Source organism: Curtobacterium herbarum, assembly GCF_016907335.1.
GTDB classification, from domain to species: domain Bacteria; phylum Actinomycetota; class Actinomycetes; order Actinomycetales; family Microbacteriaceae; genus Curtobacterium; species Curtobacterium herbarum.
The window spans coordinates 25,378-40,976 of sequence record NZ_JAFBBT010000001.1 but is presented as its reverse complement, the minus strand read 5'-3'; the positions used below and the strand labels follow the sequence as shown (position 1 = coordinate 40,976).

Below are 15,599 nucleotides of genomic sequence, written 5' to 3'. Positions count from 1 at the left end.
GGGAGGCCCGCGGCACCGCAGCCCCGCTGGTCGCGCCGTCGGGGCCCACCGTCCAGGTCAGCGCAGCGCCGCGAACAGCACGTCCGCCACCTGCGGCAGCTCGGTGCGGAACGACCACTGCACGGTGTTCCAGTCGTGCCCGCTCCCCGGTGCGAGCGCCACGGTGGCGTGGGCACCAGCGGCCCGTGCGGCCCGTGCGAGCACCCGGGCGTTGTCGCTGAACTCCCGGTCGGAGGACCCCGCCGTCAGCCAGAGCGCGTGCCCGTGCAGCCCGTTCGCCCGCATCTGCGCCATCGGACCGGCGGCCTTCCACGCGGCGAGGGAACCGCCGAAGGCCCGGTCGGCACTGTGCTGCGGGTTCTGGTCGATCGGGTGCAGTTCGCTCGACACCGCGAGCACGGGTCCGAACCGGTCGGGCTGCGCGGTGACGAACTGCATCGCGCACGTCGCCCCCTGCGAGAACCCGGTCAGGCCCCAGGCGTGCCGGTCGGTGGTGACCGGCAGGTGTGCGGTGAGCCAGCGGGGCACGTCCTCGGTGACGTAGGTCCGGGCCTTCCCGAGCGTGGAGTCGACGCACATCGTGTTGAGCCCGGGCGCGGACAGCTGGTCGACGGAGACGACGATGGGCGCGCGGCCCTGGTGCGCTGCGGCGTAGGCGTCGAGTGCCTTGTCGAGCTGTCCGGCGGTGAACAGGTCGCTCGGGGCCCCGGGCTGCCCGGAGAACGCGAGCACGACGGGCAGCGGCCGGGGGTCCCGGACGAGGGCGGCCGGCGGCAGGTACACGACGGCCGGGCGGGCGTCGAAGCCGGAGCGCTGCCCCGGGATGTCGACCGTGCGGACCTCCCCGACGGCGGGCACGGCAGCAGCAGGCACGGCGGCGAGGTCGAGCTCCGGGTAGGGGTCCTTCTGCACGACGGTGCCGAGGGTCGGGTACATCGCGAACTCGACGTTCACCCCGAGCGCGGGCACGAGCAGCGCCGCCGGCACGAGCACCGCGGCGAGGACCCGACGCCACCGGCCGCCCTGCACCAGCCCGACGACCGCGATGCCGAGTGCAGCGGCGGCCAGGACGAGCCACATCCGCGTGACGGGGCTCAGCGCGACGCCGAACAGGTTCATCAGGTCACTGAGCACCCAGCAGACGACGAGCACGACCACGGCCGCGGCCCCGGCGACGGCGGCCCGGAGTCCGGCGCGACGCCAGGCAGCGCGGGACCGGAGCGCTCGGAGTGCCGGCAGCAGCACGGCGACGGTCAGCAGCGCGAACGCGACGTCCAGCGGGACGAGCTTCGACGGGGCCTGCAGCTGGGTGGCGAGCAGCCACTCGGTCAGGCTCACCGGGCCGCCGCGCGGTGTGCCTGGCGCAGCGCCCAGAGGTGCTTCGGCCGCAGACCCGGCACGTACGCACCGGCCAGGGCGCGGGCGACCCGCGGCACGTGCAGCGGAGTCGGGACCACGATCCAGAGTGTCTCGTGCCGTGCTCCGAACTTCTCCTTGAAGCGCTGCAGCGACCTGAAGCCGTACACGGGTTCCAGCAGCCGGGCGACGAGCAGCGACCCGCGGGTGACGAGCGACCCGGCGCCGGCGTGGGCGGCGAGCGGCGTGCCGGACAGGCTGATCATGCGCAGCCCGGCGTCACGGGCGCGGAGTGCGGTGCGGGCGATGAGGAACTCCATCACGCCGGGCATCCCGTCCTCGCCGCGGCGCATCACGTCGAGCGTGTACCCGGCGAGCGCCCCGCGTTCGTGGACCGGCAGCCAGCTGGTGACCGCGGTGACGTGCCCGTCGGCGGCCACGGCCAGCATGAGCCGCACGTCCGGGTCGTCGAGCTCGTGGAAGCCGCCGAGGGTGAACCCCATCTCGGGCAGTCGTCGATCGGTCGCCCAGCGGGTGCAGATCGTCTCGACCTCGGCCCGCTGCTCGGCGTCGAGGGCGTCGAACGTCGTCCACTCGTCGCGTACCCCCTCGCGGTCGGCGCGGTTCGAGGCCGTCCGGAGGTCCTGCCGCTTCTTGCCGCGCAGGTCGAAGGCGGTCAGGTCGAGCACCGACTCCACGCCGACGGGCAGGGACGTCCAGCCCTCGGCGGCGAGGATCTGCCGCACCGGTTCGTGCACGCTCGTGAACGCCGGCACCCAGCCGTTCCGTTCGCAGAAGGCCGCGAACGCGGAGACCACCTCGGCACGGTCGGCCGCGCAGCACGCCGGGTCCGAGACCGTGAGCGCCACGTCGCCGCAGACCCGGTAGGCCACGGCCCCGCGTCCGCCCGGGTGCGTCCAGGTCGCGTTGCCGCGCCAGGTGCCCATGTGGCCGAGGGTTCCGGCGTCGCCGTCGCGGAGCATCCCGACGAAGGCGTCACGTCCGTCGGCGGCGGCCCGGAACCGTCCGCGGACCAGGGTGCCGCGCAGGGCGAGCACCGCCAGCAGCACGATCGCGGGCACGAGCCAGGCGCCGAGCAGGGTGACCTGCCACTCGATCGCGTCGAGTCCGATCCCCCGCCACTGCACGGCGTCGTCGGTCATCGGTTCGATGAGGAACACGTCGGCCAGCACCGCGGTGAGCGTGACGAGCACGCCGACGGCCAGGTACACGCCGACGCGGCGGCCGCGCTGCACGAGCCACGCCGAGGCGAGCAGCAGGAGCCCGACGACGACGACCGCGTGGTCGCTCATGGCGTCGGCGAACACGGACAGCACGCCGTCCGGGTCCGGCACGACGGGGGTCACCAGCGTACCCGCGCCCAGCGCGATGAGGGTCGCGACCACCCACGTGCGTGCGCTGACGGTGTCATGGGTGGACGGGCCTCCAGGACGGGAGGCGCGGCGCACCACGAACGCGCCCGCTGCGGTCCCGAGCAGGGCCGCCAGGGCCCGCGCCAGGTCCGACCCGTGGCCGGCGAACAGGACGAGCGTCAGGACGACGGTCCAGAGCGCGGCGCGGGTGCGCCACCGGCGCTGCGCGGGCATCGCCGCCGAGGCGGCGCCGAGGAGCGCCGCCGCGATGGTCGAGGGGGCGAAGAGCGGCTGGCCGACGGCGAGTTCGGCGTGCGCCTCGCCGAGCGCGGACCCGATGGTGACGGTGAGCAGGGTCCCGAGCACACCGAGCGTCGGCGCGAGCACGCCGATCAGGAGCGTCCGGACCGATCCGAGGGACCGTTCGGCGAGCACCACCGTCAGCACGACGCCGAGGAGCGCCAGGCAGGCGACGGGCGGGTGGTGCGGGAAGTCCGGTTCGGCATGCGCGATGCGCGCGGTGACGACGAGGACGACCGCGGTCACCGCCACGGCGACGGAGACCGGGAGGTGTCGGAGCCGTCCGACGAGCGCTGAGGGTGCCACGTTCTGATTGCAGCGGAACGAGCGCTCCTCGGCATCGCCCCGCAGCGTGAACTCCGATGGCCGATCGGCCATCGGGGTCCGTCGACCGGACGACCCGGGCGGGGTCGCTCCGGGGGCCGTCAGCGCTTCCGGACGGCCGACACGTGCGCGACCGGCAGCCGCAGGTGCAGCGCGAACCCGTCGTCCGGCTGCGGCCCCGACTGCATGCTGCCGCCGAGCAGGGACGCCCGCTCCCCCAGCCCGATCAGCCCGAGGCCGGAGCCCGGCAGCTCCAGGCGGTCCGACCGCGCCGGGCCGTTGACGACGTCGACCAGGACCTCGTCGCCGCGCAGCCGGCCGCTCACCCGGACCAGGGCGCCGGGGGCGTGCTTGCGGGCGTTGGTCAGGCCCTCCTGCACGAACCGGTACACGGCACGCTGCAGCGGCTGCTCGAGGGTGTCGGGCAGGTCCACGTCGCAGCGGGTGTCGAGGCCGCTCTCGGCGACCAGTCGGGGCAGGTCGGCGAGCACCGGCTGCGGGGCGATCTGCCGGTCGGTCCCGCCGGAGGCACGGAGCACCTGGACCATGCCGCGCAGCTCCTGCAGGGTCACGACGCACAGCTGCCGGATCGTCCGGGCGAACCCGCGCTCGGCCTCGTCGCGTCCGGCCATCTGCATCGCCCCCGCCTGCACGGCGATCAGGGTGACCTGGTGGGCGACGACGTCGTGCATCTCCCGTGCCAGCAGTGCCCGCTCCCGCGAGAGTGCGACGGCTGCGGCCTGGCGGCGTTCGTCCTCCCGGGCCAGACGGGCCGCCGTCAGTTGCTCGGTCAGCAGCAGGCGGGTCCGGACGAGCAGCCCCACCGCGAGCGGCCCGAGGGCGAACAGCAGCGCGTAGACCACCGAGACGACGATCTCCGCCGGGGCCTGCGCCGGCCCGACGAACCCGCTGAAGCCCACGAACTGCACCAGCGCCGCCAGGAGCATGAGCCAGCGGCGGTCCGTCCGCTCTCCCAGCGTGAACAGCGCGATGCTGCCCGCGACCACGGCGGAACCGACGAACAGCGCGGGCACCGTCAGGGCGAACGCCAGCACCGGGAAGCGCCGGCGGATGAGCAGTCCGGCCGCGGCGAGCAGGGAGAGCACCGTGTCGACGGTCGTCGCTCCCGAGATGTCGAGGACCGCGTCGGCGACCGCAGCCGCGACGAAGAGCAGGTCGACCAGCCACCAGGGTGCCCGGTGGGTGCGCACCCAGCGCAGGGCGACCTCGACGAGGTGGTCGAGCCTCCCGTCCGTCGCCGCCAGCACCCGACCGACGCGGGCCAGGCGGCGATGCTCAGCCATCCAGCAGTCCTGCCTCGGCGGCACGCAGTGCGAGCTGGACCCGTGTCGGGACGGCGAACGCCGCCAGGAGGGCGCGGACGTCCTCCTTCACGGTGCCCGTGCTGACGCCGAGGCGCTGGCCGATGTCCGGGTTGCTCGCGCCGTCGGCGATCAGCCGGAGGACCGCACGCTCGCGGTCCGACAGGGACGGCGGCGGGGTCGCAGCCGAGGACCGGGCCGCGAACAGCGACCGGCGGTCCACCCCCGGAGCCAGGACGACTCCCCCGCGGGCCAGCACGCGGATGTACTCGGCGAGCCCCTCCGGGTCGGTGTCCTTGAGCAGGAAGCCCGCGGCGCCGAGGTCCATCGCACGGCCGACGTACTCGTCCGTGTCGAACGTCGTGAGCATCGCGACCGCCGGCGGCTCCGGGAGGGTCTGCAGCTGACGGAGGACCTCGAGCCCGTCGATCCGCGGCATCCGCACGTCGAGCAGCACCACGTCGGGAGCGTGCTCGCGGACCACCTGCACGGCGTCGACGTCACCCGTGGTGGCGACCACGTCGATGTCCGGCGCGGCACCCAGGATGAGTTCGAAGCCGTACCGGACGAGCGTCTCGTCATCGACGATCACGACGGTGGTCACGGCGGTCATCTTGGCATGCGGGGGCGGCGATCAGGGGTGCGGAGGGCGGAGCGCACTGGTTGGCTCGGTCGGAGGACGGCGATCACTGTGGGACGTCGACGACGCGACCACAGGGCAGGGGGACACGATGAACGACGACCAACCGACGGGGCAGACCGCTTCCGACGTCGATCTCGGGACGGGTGGCTGACCGTGCGTCCACGGGGGGAACGAACCGGTCCGGCGGTCGTCGTCGTCGGTGTGATGACCGCGATCCTCGCCCTGACGGGATGCAGCGGCGGCGGTCCGACGGGGTCTGGAGTCGCCAGGAGCGTCAGCACGACGGAGGCGCGACAGTCGGTCAAGGACATCGTCGACCGGTCAGCGGAGGCGGTCGACGGCGACTGGCAGGTGTACAGCGGACCGGCAGTGCAGCAGTGCACCAAGGGGACGGGCGGAGACGGCGCAGCGTACACCTACATCAAGGCATGGGAAGGGCCGAGCGGTGACCCGGCTCACGACATCGCCGTCGTGAAAACGCTCTGGGAACGCGAGGGGATCACGACCGGACCGTTCAACAGCGGGGGCTCGGACCCGATCCTCGGCGTGCGGGGCGTCGGGGGGCCAACAACCTCCATCAGCTTCCTCGCGGCCGCTCATCGGTACACCATCACCGCGGTGTCCGAGTGCGCCGACGGGGACGCCCTGGAGATGCGGGGCAACGAGTGACGGCGGCCCCGATCAGTCGAGCCAGCGGACCGCAGCGGGGTCGTCGACCAGACCGACCGCCCAGTCGACCTCCTTCGGCTCACCGGCGCCCGAGGGATCGGTGATGTCGCTCACCCATGCTTCGTTCGCGAGCCACTGCGCGGTCTCGCCGCCGAAGAGCGCCGAGTACGAGCGGAGTTCGTACAAGCGGCCGAGGACGGGCCCGTCCGGGCGGTCCCGGTAGAGGATCACCGCATCGTGGGGCTCGCGAACCCGGCCACCGACCCAGCACATGCCCTCGTTCAGGATCGCGCTGTTGACGAAACAGTCGTGGACAGCGTCGACGAACCGCGCTGCGAATCGGTCGTCGATCACTTCGGGACCGGTCACTCTGCGCCTCACCCGGAGGCCCGCGTCACGACGCCACCGGCGTCATCTCGGCGTAGAAGTCCTTCGCCGTGATCTGCGTCCCGTCGTTCGACGCGGCCGCGTTGCGCTGGTACTGCAGGTCGAGGACGTCGGACGGGTCGGTCACGGAGTAGGCGCACCAGCCCTCGCCGGACTGCCCCTGCTCGACCTTCGTCAGCGCCGGGTAGCCCGCTGCCTTCATCGCGTCCTCGACGACCGAGGTCGTGCCCTGGGACGTGTACGACTCCGTGCTGCCGTGTGCCTGCACGCGGATCGCCAGGCAGTCCATCGTCGAGTAGTACTTGTCCCCCGCGGTCACGGCGACGTGGACCAGGACCTGCTCGTTGTCGTCCCGGTCCGCGAGCCCCGACTGCGCCGAGGTCCACGGGAAGTTCCGGACGACCTCGTCGGCCTGCACGGTGTGGCCCATCTGGTCGTCGGTGATCTTGTCCGACGTGACCTTCACGACACCGGACGCTGCGGCCGTGCTGGTCGGCGTCGGGGTCGGCGTCTGCTGGTCCGCCGCCTGACTCTGCGACGGCTTCGCTGCGGCCTTGCTCGGCGCGGACTCCCCCGACTGCGACGAGCAGCCGGCGAGTGCGACGGTCACGACCGTGATCCCGACGACGGTGGTGAAGATGTGCTTGATCGACATGGTGTCCCCTCAGGTACTGCGCCGAGGGAACTGCTCCGCTCCCCCAGCGGTCGCCCCGGCTTCTGGTGAAGGCAGCCGAGACCACTCATGACCGCACGCCCCACCGTGCACCCCGGTCGCCTTCGCAGGTCGGTCACGGAACCGGGGTGGCTCAACGCTACCGCGCAGCGCGGGGCGAGGAGTACAGTCTCGTCCTCGCGCGCAGGGGTCGGTCGTCCTGCGGTCACGACTGGCCGCTGATGATCCGTGACCGGCAGCGCCGCCGGTGGGCACCGGTCAGGTGCCCACCGGCCGTCCGCGTCAGTCGCCGTACTCGCGGATGACGATGTCGGAGAAGGTGGCCGCGCCGCTGACGGGGTGAGGAATGCCAGTCGTTATGGGGCAACCGTTACTTCAGGATCGGGGGGCGTCTGGTCCCATCGCAGAACATCACCGGGCTCGCAGTTCAGAACACCACAGATCGCGTCGAGCGTTGAGAATCGTATGGCTCGCGCCCGTCCGTTCTTGAGAACCGCGACATTCGCTGCCGAAATGCCAATTGCATTTGAGAATTCGGCGACACTGAGGCCCCGGTCCTGGAGTAGCTGATCGAGGACCACTCTGACCGCCACTAAATCACCTCCGAGAGTTCTTCGTCCATGACGGCAGCTCGCCGTAGCAGCGAACGCAACACCAGAAGTACGAGCGCAGTTGTGAGGCCGACGAGTGTCGCGGCGATGACGAGGAGTCCGAGAGCGGGTGGTCCAGGCAGGAAGGGGATGATCACGGCCACCGCGGCTGTCGCCACACCAACGACAGATATGAGGATGTCGACCAGCCTCAGCGACGCACGGTCGAACATTCGCCCATCATGAATTGCGGCAACGAGAAGCGCGATGAGCGCGAGAGCCAGTTCAATGCACGTCCCCACGACGAGTAGAACCGTCGCAATCAAGGGTTCGAGTGCGATGAGTGGTCGGTACATCCCTGCGAGCAGCGGCAGGGACTCGGCAGCAGCGACTCCAAGCGCGAGGACGACCGCGCCGAGCATGGCGAGTGCGATCCACGTCAGAACAGTAGCGGTCGGGGACGTGCGTTTCATCACTGAGGGCATCTATCGATTATCGATAGATGCCCTCAGTGAGTCAAGCGGGCGACGACGCTACTTCGTGGAGGTCGCCAGCACGACAGCGTGACGTCAGCGGATACCCGGGTCGATCCGTGAGGTCGAGATGTTGAACACAGTCCGCGGCCCGGTGACGTACGCTGCGTCGGCGGCGTAGGACACGGCCTCGGCACCCGCGGACCAGGACGAACCGTTGCTCTTCGCGTTCGAGCAGCGCTTGTCTGCGACACCCTTACCGCTCCGCGTGTACTGGATGCACACCTGCACGATCCGCTTGCCAGAGAAAACGTTCGCGGCAGCCTTCGCGGTCCCCTTGTAGAAATACTGCACGTACTCCGACGATCTTGCGTAGCTCGATCCCCAGTCTGCCAATGGCTGAATCACGCCCGGCGCTCGGTCCGTCGGGTAGGTCGAACCGACGGTGTCGCCGGTGCCGGGCGTGATCTCGAACGACTCCGTGGTCGTGACCAAGCCGTCTTCCGGGCCGAACTCCCGGCCATTGATCGTGATCGAATCTTGACTTGCGGCGTCACCGTCGGCGAAAGCCGGCGTTGCCACGAACGACGTCATCCCCGCCGTCAGCACAGCCGCAATGGCAGCAGTTTTCTTGAACTTCAGCAACGTTCCCCCTTGCATTGTTGGGCTCGACCTCTTTTACTGGCCGACTCTTGCAAATCGTATGGGCGAACGTGAAAAACAGTCAAACTTTGAGACCCGATCGTTACGGGCGCAAGGGCGTGGTTGACGCGTCAGGCACCTTCACCGTCCACGCGACTCAAGCGCGCGGCCCGTGACCTCGTTGCGGTCGACGAAGCGGGCGGCGTCACTGCTACCGATTGCGATTGCGATTGCGAGGATGCCGGTGGTGTCCACGGCCGGCCGGCCTATGACGACGTCGAGGGGCAGCTGCCGTTCCCGCCACCAGTCACGGGGCGTTGGGTGCTGGATTCCAGCGAGGGCCAGCAGATCGATCCCGAACTCGGCGCTGCCGCTCAGACCCGTCCGTCCCCGAGCACCCGGACACCAGCAGCGCGGAACGGCCCCGTGTCGCGCTCGAACCGGATCCCGGGAGGCACGCCGACGGGGAGCAGAGCGACGTCCGGCACGCGGGAGGCGACGTCGAGCAGCACCGCACGGAGCTCGCCGACCGCCGCGGCCTCGCCGAGCACCGTTCCGTCGAGTCCGACGGTCGGCCTGCCGTCGGAGACGACCACCAGCCGGCGGCGACCGGGCTCGTCGGCGTCGAGCAGCTCCGCGGCGACCAGGAGCCCGTGTGCGAGCGGCGTGCCGCCACCCGTCCGCGCCCGACCGATCCCCCACCGGGTGCGGTGCAGACTCGTCGAGCGGGTGACGACGACCTCCGCACGGTCGCCGGCTGCCACGACGACGCTGACGGTGCCGCGTCGCGCGCAGACCTCTGCGGCCAGGCGGTCAGCGGCGGAACCCGCCCGGTCGAGTCCGGCCCGCCCCAACGAGGACGAGCCGTCGACGAGCAGCACCGTGTGGGTCCCCCCTCGTCGCGCCCGGACCGCTGCACGGAGGTCGTCCCGGACGAGCGGGACCGGATCGGGTCGGCCCATCGCGGTCTCGAGCGCCACCCGCACCGCCGCACGGCGCAGGCTCGGCACCACGGCGATCCCACCCCGACCGCGGTCGAGCGCCACGTCACGCACGATCCGGCCGCGGTCGTCGGATCGGCTCGACGGCCCGTCCCGCCCGCGCAGGTGCCGGTCGGTCCGCGCTGCCGGGCGTACGCGCATCGCCTGGTCGGTCGTGATGCCGGTCACCTCGACGGTGACCGACAGGCCGGTGTGGTCGCCGTCGTGCGTGCACTCCTGCGACGTCGCCGTCGCGCCGGTCGCGCCGTCAGTACCGGTCGCGCCGTCGCTGGCGGTCGGGGCCGGGTCCGGCCGGGAGGCGGTGCTCGCCTCCGCACCGCTGCTCACGTCCGCGCTGCTGGTCGCCCGGTCGTCGGCGATCGCGTCGCCCTCGTCGCTCCCATCCGCCTCGTCACCGGGCCGATCCTCCGTCGAGTCGGAGTCGTACGCATCCGGTTCGCCCGTCGCGTCCGGGCGGTCAGCGCGCCCACTGCCCGTACCGTCCTCGTCGCCGGCACCGGTGTCCGGGTCGCCTGCTGCCGTTCCGTCGCCGTCCTGGTCGTCGGCGGTCGCTGCTGCATCATCGGTCGCCGGTCCGCTCTCGATGCCGTCCGCCTCGTCCTCGACCGACGGGCCGGCCGCGTCGTCCCCACCCTCGCCGTCCGCTCCCCCGGTCGGGTCCTCGGGTACGGCCGATCCGGAGCGCCGAGGCCCCGCGACGACCCCCGCGACGACGGCGAGCGGATCCGGGTGGCCGCCGGCGGCGAGCCCCAGGGCGAGACGCGACGCAGCCACGTCGAGCCCGTGGTCTCGGAGACCGGCCACGTCGAGGAGCCGGACGACCGCGCCGGGCAGTTCGTCGAGCCTCCAGACCGGTGCCCTGCATGGTCTCGGCGACGTGACGGTGCGGGGGTGTGCGAACCGGAGGACCGCCGTGCAGCGGCGGAGCAGCGCCGGCGCGACGTCGCCGGCGTCCCACGCCAGGGCGAGCACGCGCTCGCCTCGGACCACCGCGAGCCGTTCCGCGTCGACCGACTCGGCGTGCGCGAAGCGGGCATCAGCAGCATCGGCGAGCTCGCGGAAGGCCCGCTCGGCGATGTCCGCGTCGCCCGTGCAGAGGATCCCGAACCGGTCGCCGGCGAGCCAGCGGTCGAGCACCGCCCGGTGCTGGTCGTCGGTCACGCGGCCCGCAGACCGAGCACCCGAGCCGTCGCCAGTCGGACGCGCGCGGCAGGGGCTGCGGCCCGTTCCGCTGGCTGGCGCGGGGTCCGGTGTCGGAGTGCCGGCACGGCCGCCATGGCGACGTCGGCGCCGGTGACCTCTGCCCGGCCGGCGAAGGCCGCGCCCGCGAGGGCGGTCCGCGTCATCACGAGGTCGGCACGGTGGCCGATCGCGCCGGACTCCACGCAGACGTCGACGATCTGGCGCAGGATCCGCTCGGACACCGCGACCTCGTCGAGCAGGTCCCGCGCCCGGACGATGCGTTCGCCCAGCCGGAGTTCCGACTCGCGTGCGGCGGCGACGAACGCGTCCGGGTCGCGGTCGAACCGCAGGCGGCGGCGGACGATCTCCAGGCGGACGTCGACGTCGGTGATGGTCGTGACCGCCGTCGCCAGGCCGAAACGATCCTCGAGCTGCGGGCGCAACTCGCCCTCCTCGGGGTTCCCGCTGCCGACGAGCACGAACCGGGCGGGGTGGACGTGGCTGATGCCGTCGCGCTCCACCCGGTTCACGCCGGACGCGGCGACGTCGAGCAGCACGTCGACGAGCAGGTCGTCGAGCAGGTTCACCTCGTCGATGTAGAGGAAGCCGCCGTGTGCCTGGCCGAGGACGCCCGGCGCGAAGGCGACCTCGCCGCGCAGGGCGCGGTCGACGTCGAGCGAACCGAGCACCCGGTCCTCGCTGGCGCCGAGCGGCAGTTCCGCGATCGGCATCAGCACCCCCGCCGTGCGGAGCAGCGCGCCCAGGCCTCGGACGGTCGTCGTCTTCGCGGTGCCACGGTCGCCGATCGCCAGGACACCGGCGATGCCCGGATCGACCGCGCAGAGCGCGAGGCAGCGCTTCAGCTCGTCCTGACCGAGGACCGCGCTGAACGGGAAGACCGCATCCGACATGCTTTGATGATAACTGTTCTCATCAACGGTCCGGAACGGAGGGCGACCATGACCGCACGCTCGACCGTGCCCGTCGTCGCGATCACCGGACCGCTCGGCGTCGGCAAGACGAGCCTGGTCAACGCGCTGCTCCGCACGCCGGGCGCCCGCATCGGCGTCGTGGTGAACGACTTCGGGGCCGTGAACATCGACGCCGGACTGGTGGTCGGGCAGATCGACGAGGCGGCGTCGATCTCCGGCGGGTGCATCTGCTGCCTCGACGACACGAGAGGACTCGACGACGCCCTCGAACGCCTGACCGACGCACGACTCGCCCTCGACGTCGTCCTGGTCGAAGCGAGCGGTGCAGCCGATCCCGCGGTGCTCTCGCGCCTCATCCGCTTCAGCTCGGCGCCCCGCGCCAGGTGGGGCGGACTCGTGGAGGTCGTCGACGCCGCCTGGTTCGGACGGACGACCGAGGCCCAGCGCCTCGGCGACGCCCGCTACCGGACGGCATCGCTCGTCGTGGCGAACAAGACCGACCGGACACCGGACGCCGACCGCGTCCTCCGCGCGCTCGGGGACGTCGCCCCGCGGGCCGTCGTCGTCCAGGCCGTGCGGGGCGCGATCGACCCCACCGTGCTGTTCGACGTCGCGGAGCGGGCAGCATCGGACGAGCTCGACTTCTCGGGTCTGACGGAGCCGGAGCACGTGCACCACCACGCCGAGGCCGTCACCCGAGAACTCCACGCCCCGGTGTCCGCGGACACGCTCGTCGACCTGCTCGACATCCCCGTTCCGGGCGTCGCGCGGATCAAGGGCATCGTCGACGTCCGGATCGGCAACGCCAGCCGGCCGTACGTGGTGCACGTCGTCACCGGCACGGTCCACGTCGAACCGCTCGGGACCGGGACCGCGGCTCGGGCACTCGTCGCCATCGGGTACGGGTTCGACGCCGAGGTCGTCCGGGCGCGGTTCGAGTCGGTCGCGGTGGACGGACCCTCGTCGCCAGCGGGCGTGCGGCGGCTCCGGAGGTTGCTGCGGCTCAGCCGGTGAGCGGCGCGCGGTCCGAGAGCCCGCTGGTCGGGGTTCAGGACCGGAAACGGAACAGCCCCGGTGCCCTGCACCGGGGCTGTTCGCGAATGCCTACTTCTGGCCGGATCGCTGCGTGAGCGTGAAGTTCACCGCTCCGTAGAGGACCCAGGCGGTGACCGCGACGAACGCGACCGTCCCCAGCGTTGCTGGCAGCAGCCCCTGCACCAGGAACGGCACGAGAAGGAGACTCAGCACGCCGAGGACTGACCTTCCTCACTTGCATGTGTCCCTTCCTCGTACTCCGCGCAGCGTGAGTTGAAGATCGTCACCCAGCATGTCCGGGAGTTCTTCACCGTCCGCGTCGTGCGCCCGCGGAGCGGTCACGAGGTTTGTGAGTGATGCCGCTCGGGCCGGTTCTCCGTCGCGAGGCGGAGGTGGTGCCTGACCCAGGCTCGTAGGTTGGGGCCGAGGAGAAGGGAAGGCAGATGCAGAGCACTTGGGCAGCGAAGATCTTCGGCGACAAGGAGGATCCGCGCGTGCGGCTGCAGGTCCTCTTCGGTGGCGCAATCCCCTCGGGTGGTCAGCCCCCTGAGTCTGCGCTCGCGTGGGCGAGAGACGTGCTGCACCGCACTGGCAGCACAACTGCTGATGAGGCGACCAGGGTCCGCGACCTGCGGAAAGCTGACGAACGGCTGACGCTGAAAGCGGCCACGTTCCTGGCCCGCCACTCCCCCACCGGAGAATGAACGGCGCGCGGAAGCGTCGGCTTCCGCGCACATGACCCGCCTCGCACGATCGGTGCCCGGATCACCGAGGGGGCGGACGCACCTCGTCGCTGCAGATCAGCGCGACGAGGTGGCCTGACCCTGCCGTGTCGCCGCCGTCACGCGATCGGTGACAACCTCAGCTTCCGCTGGTGGCGACGCCGGCGGCGCCGAGTCCCACCACGGCGATGACCACGAGCGCCCAACCGAGGACGAACAAGCCGTTGAGGATCAGCCCGGTGATCGCCATGCCACGTCCCGCGGGCTCTTTGCGGAGGCCGATGATGCCGAGGATGAACCCGAGCAAGGGCACGATGAACGTGAAACCCAGGACGATCGATACCAGGCCCAGCACCATGCTGGTGATGCTCAGCCCCTTGGGCGGCGCCGGCTGGTAGCCGACGATCACCGGCGCCTGCTGCACGTACTGCGGCTGGTTCGAGGGGTTCTGCCCCGGACCCGGATTCTGAAAGTCGCTCATTGTATCCCCCACCTGACGATTCGTTATGGAATGTCTCAACGATAGCCGGGTAACGTGCTCACCCCACCACCCTCTGTCGGTACCGACACGGGCCGGGGTAGCGCGCGAGCACCTCACGCCGACCTCCACCGAGACGGGTCGAGGTCGATACCGAATCCGCGGATCACCTGGCGGCAACGTGTGAGCAGCTTCGCTCTGTACCGTCGTTCTCGCCGCGCTCAATGTCGCTATCGCGTCGCGCAAGCCGATCGCCCACCGCGCGTTCTCATGAGGAGTGACGGTTGAGCTGCCCGACGTGTTGCGGGACGAGCGCGGCGATGGTCGGAGCCGTGTCGTCCCGATCGCGACGCGCGACGATCACCCAGCTGATCGTCGAGGTCCGCGGCGCTCATCGGGCGAGTGTGGCACGGTGGGAGCGCAGTCTGTGGACACCGCCGAAGGGGAGATGCGATGAGCCAGCAGTTCGTGTTCTGGAGAACGAGCGAGCAGCTCGAGGCTCGCGCCGTGTACGAGGCCCTGATGGAGGGCGAGCCGGTCGTGGGGCTCGATCTACTCGACCTCGACGCGGCGGAGCAGGCGCTCATCGAAGCGTTCCCGGGCTGGACGGTCGAGGCACATCGCGCCGAAGGCGGCGAACAGACCATGCTCATCTCGCCGGACCAGCGCGCCGGCATCGATGCCGGCTACTCGCCCGAGAGCGTCACCGTGAGCTGCTCGTGGATGTCAGGAGAGCAGTACAACCTGGTCATCGAGGCGATGGCAACGCTGCAGCTCCCGCTCTACGACCCGCAGATCGACGAGCGGTTCGACTCGGTGCCGATCTGACCACGCCTGCGATCGGCCGCAGTCTCGACGCAGCCCGCGTCCGGAGGGATGAGTCCTCGGCAGGGAAGCGCGAGGGCTCTCGCTCGTTTCGTCTTGATAGCCGATCCCCGTCAGGACAGGATCGTGAGGAGCCGGTTCCCGAAGAGAGCTGCGTAGCGTCCTTGCCATTGCAGGATGTCCCGCACGTGGTAGGCGGTGCGTGGGAGTCGTTGAGCGAACCGGTCAAAGCTGGAGAGAATCAGGACGAGGCCAGTCTCGGATGCGTCCCACCCGTAGGCTGCCTCAGCTACGTCTGACATGCAGTCGTTGAGCGCGTCCAGGTTCTTCCCGAAGTAGCTGGGGAACTGAAGGCTTGTCGCGAAGGCCATGTGCATCTGCTTGTCTTCTTCCCAGGCCCCGGCGTCTAGTTTCACGACCCGGTAGCCCTCGCGCCGAAGCCACGTCTTGGCGTTGCGCAACGCAGCATCGTCTTCAAGCCTGCGGACAAACCCGTCGCGGGCGATTTCGAAGTCCAGCCTGTTGCCGAGGATGTCTTCGGTGGAGAATGAGGGCACGCTACGAACCGTAGTACGGCGAAGAGGTCGAGGTGGGGCGGCGCCCGATCTCGCAGCGTCCTGGACGCGCCTGCCGACGCGAGGCCGCCCGTAAGCCGGTCCTCCAGTGGATTCC

18 protein-coding genes are annotated in these 15,599 nt (G+C 71.0%); 4 read left to right on the top strand and 14 right to left on the bottom strand.

Annotation, left to right across the window (positions count from 1 at the left end):
• Positions 1-57 precede the first annotated feature (57 nt).
• From JOD51_RS00195 to JOD51_RS00180, 4 genes are all read right to left on the bottom strand, one after another.
• Entirely contained in the window at positions 58-1,338 is a 1,281-nt protein-coding gene (locus JOD51_RS00195) for an alpha/beta hydrolase (protein ID WP_204606518.1), read from the bottom strand.
• Positions 1,335-3,335, bottom strand: coding sequence for a bifunctional lysylphosphatidylglycerol flippase/synthetase MprF (locus tag JOD51_RS17450; RefSeq protein ID WP_204606517.1), 2,001 nt, complete (start codon positions 3,333-3,335; stop codon positions 1,335-1,337). The genes JOD51_RS00195 and JOD51_RS17450 overlap by 4 nt, the downstream gene beginning before the upstream one ends.
• A gap of 119 nt (positions 3,336-3,454) precedes the next feature.
• A complete protein-coding gene (locus JOD51_RS00185; protein WP_204606516.1) occupies positions 3,455-4,657 on the bottom strand; it encodes a sensor histidine kinase in 1,203 nt (400 codons plus the stop codon).
• Entirely contained in the window at positions 4,650-5,288 is a 639-nt protein-coding gene (locus tag JOD51_RS00180; protein ID WP_239539739.1) for a response regulator transcription factor, read from the bottom strand. The genes JOD51_RS00185 and JOD51_RS00180 overlap by 8 nt, the downstream gene beginning before the upstream one ends.
• Before the next feature lie 234 nt (positions 5,289-5,522).
• Between JOD51_RS00180 and JOD51_RS00175 the strand changes: the two genes are divergently transcribed.
• Complete coding sequence (locus JOD51_RS00175; protein ID WP_204606514.1) at positions 5,523-5,987, top strand: hypothetical protein; 465 nt, start codon at positions 5,523-5,525, stop codon at positions 5,985-5,987.
• 12 nt (positions 5,988-5,999) lie between these two features.
• Here the strand turns inward: JOD51_RS00175 and JOD51_RS00170 are convergent, their stop codons facing one another.
• The 7 genes from JOD51_RS00170 to JOD51_RS00140 form a co-directional block, all read right to left on the bottom strand.
• Positions 6,000-6,341, bottom strand: coding sequence for a hypothetical protein (locus tag JOD51_RS00170; RefSeq protein WP_204606513.1), 342 nt, complete (start codon positions 6,339-6,341; stop codon positions 6,000-6,002).
• A gap of 40 nt (positions 6,342-6,381) precedes the next feature.
• On the bottom strand, positions 6,382-7,029 hold the full coding sequence (locus tag JOD51_RS00165) for a hypothetical protein (RefSeq protein WP_204606512.1): 648 nt from the start codon (positions 7,027-7,029) through the stop codon (positions 6,382-6,384).
• A gap of 374 nt (positions 7,030-7,403) precedes the next feature.
• Positions 7,404-7,628 (bottom strand): helix-turn-helix domain-containing protein, encoded by a 225-nt coding sequence (locus JOD51_RS00160; protein WP_307839500.1) that lies wholly within the window; start codon positions 7,626-7,628, stop codon positions 7,404-7,406.
• A gap of 11 nt (positions 7,629-7,639) precedes the next feature.
• Positions 7,640-8,122: a DUF2975 domain-containing protein gene (locus tag JOD51_RS00155; RefSeq protein WP_204606510.1), complete on the bottom strand. Its 483-nt coding sequence runs from the start codon at positions 8,120-8,122 to the stop codon at positions 7,640-7,642.
• Between the two features lie 84 nt (positions 8,123-8,206).
• On the bottom strand, positions 8,207-8,755 hold the full coding sequence (locus JOD51_RS00150; RefSeq protein ID WP_204606509.1) for a hypothetical protein: 549 nt from the start codon (positions 8,753-8,755) through the stop codon (positions 8,207-8,209).
• A gap of 371 nt (positions 8,756-9,126) precedes the next feature.
• The gene (locus JOD51_RS17445; protein ID WP_204606508.1) at positions 9,127-10,914 is read right to left on the bottom strand and encodes a VWA domain-containing protein; all 1,788 of its coding nucleotides are present in this window, start codon (positions 10,912-10,914) and stop codon (positions 9,127-9,129) included.
• Positions 10,911-11,846, bottom strand: coding sequence for a magnesium chelatase ATPase subunit I (locus JOD51_RS00140; RefSeq protein ID WP_204606507.1), 936 nt, complete (start codon positions 11,844-11,846; stop codon positions 10,911-10,913). Before JOD51_RS00140 ends, JOD51_RS17445 begins: the two co-directional genes overlap by 4 nt.
• A gap of 48 nt (positions 11,847-11,894) precedes the next feature.
• On the opposite strand from JOD51_RS00140, the gene JOD51_RS00135 reads away from it, so the two are divergent.
• Entirely contained in the window at positions 11,895-12,881 is a 987-nt protein-coding gene (locus JOD51_RS00135; RefSeq protein WP_204606506.1) for a CobW family GTP-binding protein, read from the top strand.
• A gap of 90 nt (positions 12,882-12,971) precedes the next feature.
• Here the strand turns inward: JOD51_RS00135 and JOD51_RS00130 are convergent, their stop codons facing one another.
• Positions 12,972-13,115 (bottom strand): hypothetical protein, encoded by a 144-nt coding sequence (locus JOD51_RS00130; protein ID WP_204606505.1) that lies wholly within the window; start codon positions 13,113-13,115, stop codon positions 12,972-12,974.
• A 230-nt stretch (positions 13,116-13,345) separates the two neighbouring features.
• Here JOD51_RS00130 and JOD51_RS00125 point away from each other — a divergent pair, with 230 nt between their 5' ends.
• Positions 13,346-13,606: a hypothetical protein gene (locus JOD51_RS00125; RefSeq protein WP_204606504.1), complete on the top strand. Its 261-nt coding sequence runs from the start codon at positions 13,346-13,348 to the stop codon at positions 13,604-13,606.
• 157 nt (positions 13,607-13,763) lie between these two features.
• On the opposite strand, the gene JOD51_RS00120 is transcribed toward JOD51_RS00125, so the two are convergent.
• A complete protein-coding gene (locus JOD51_RS00120) occupies positions 13,764-14,105 on the bottom strand; it encodes a DUF4190 domain-containing protein (RefSeq protein ID WP_204606503.1) in 342 nt (113 codons plus the stop codon).
• Positions 14,106-14,555: 450 nt separating this feature from the next.
• Here JOD51_RS00120 and JOD51_RS00115 point away from each other — a divergent pair, with 450 nt between their 5' ends.
• Positions 14,556-14,930: a hypothetical protein gene (locus JOD51_RS00115; protein ID WP_204606502.1), complete on the top strand. Its 375-nt coding sequence runs from the start codon at positions 14,556-14,558 to the stop codon at positions 14,928-14,930.
• 110 nt (positions 14,931-15,040) lie between these two features.
• Here the strand turns inward: JOD51_RS00115 and JOD51_RS16775 are convergent, their stop codons facing one another.
• The gene (locus tag JOD51_RS16775; protein WP_204606501.1) at positions 15,041-15,484 is read right to left on the bottom strand and encodes a barstar family protein; all 444 of its coding nucleotides are present in this window, start codon (positions 15,482-15,484) and stop codon (positions 15,041-15,043) included.
• Positions 15,485-15,599 lie beyond the last annotated feature (115 nt).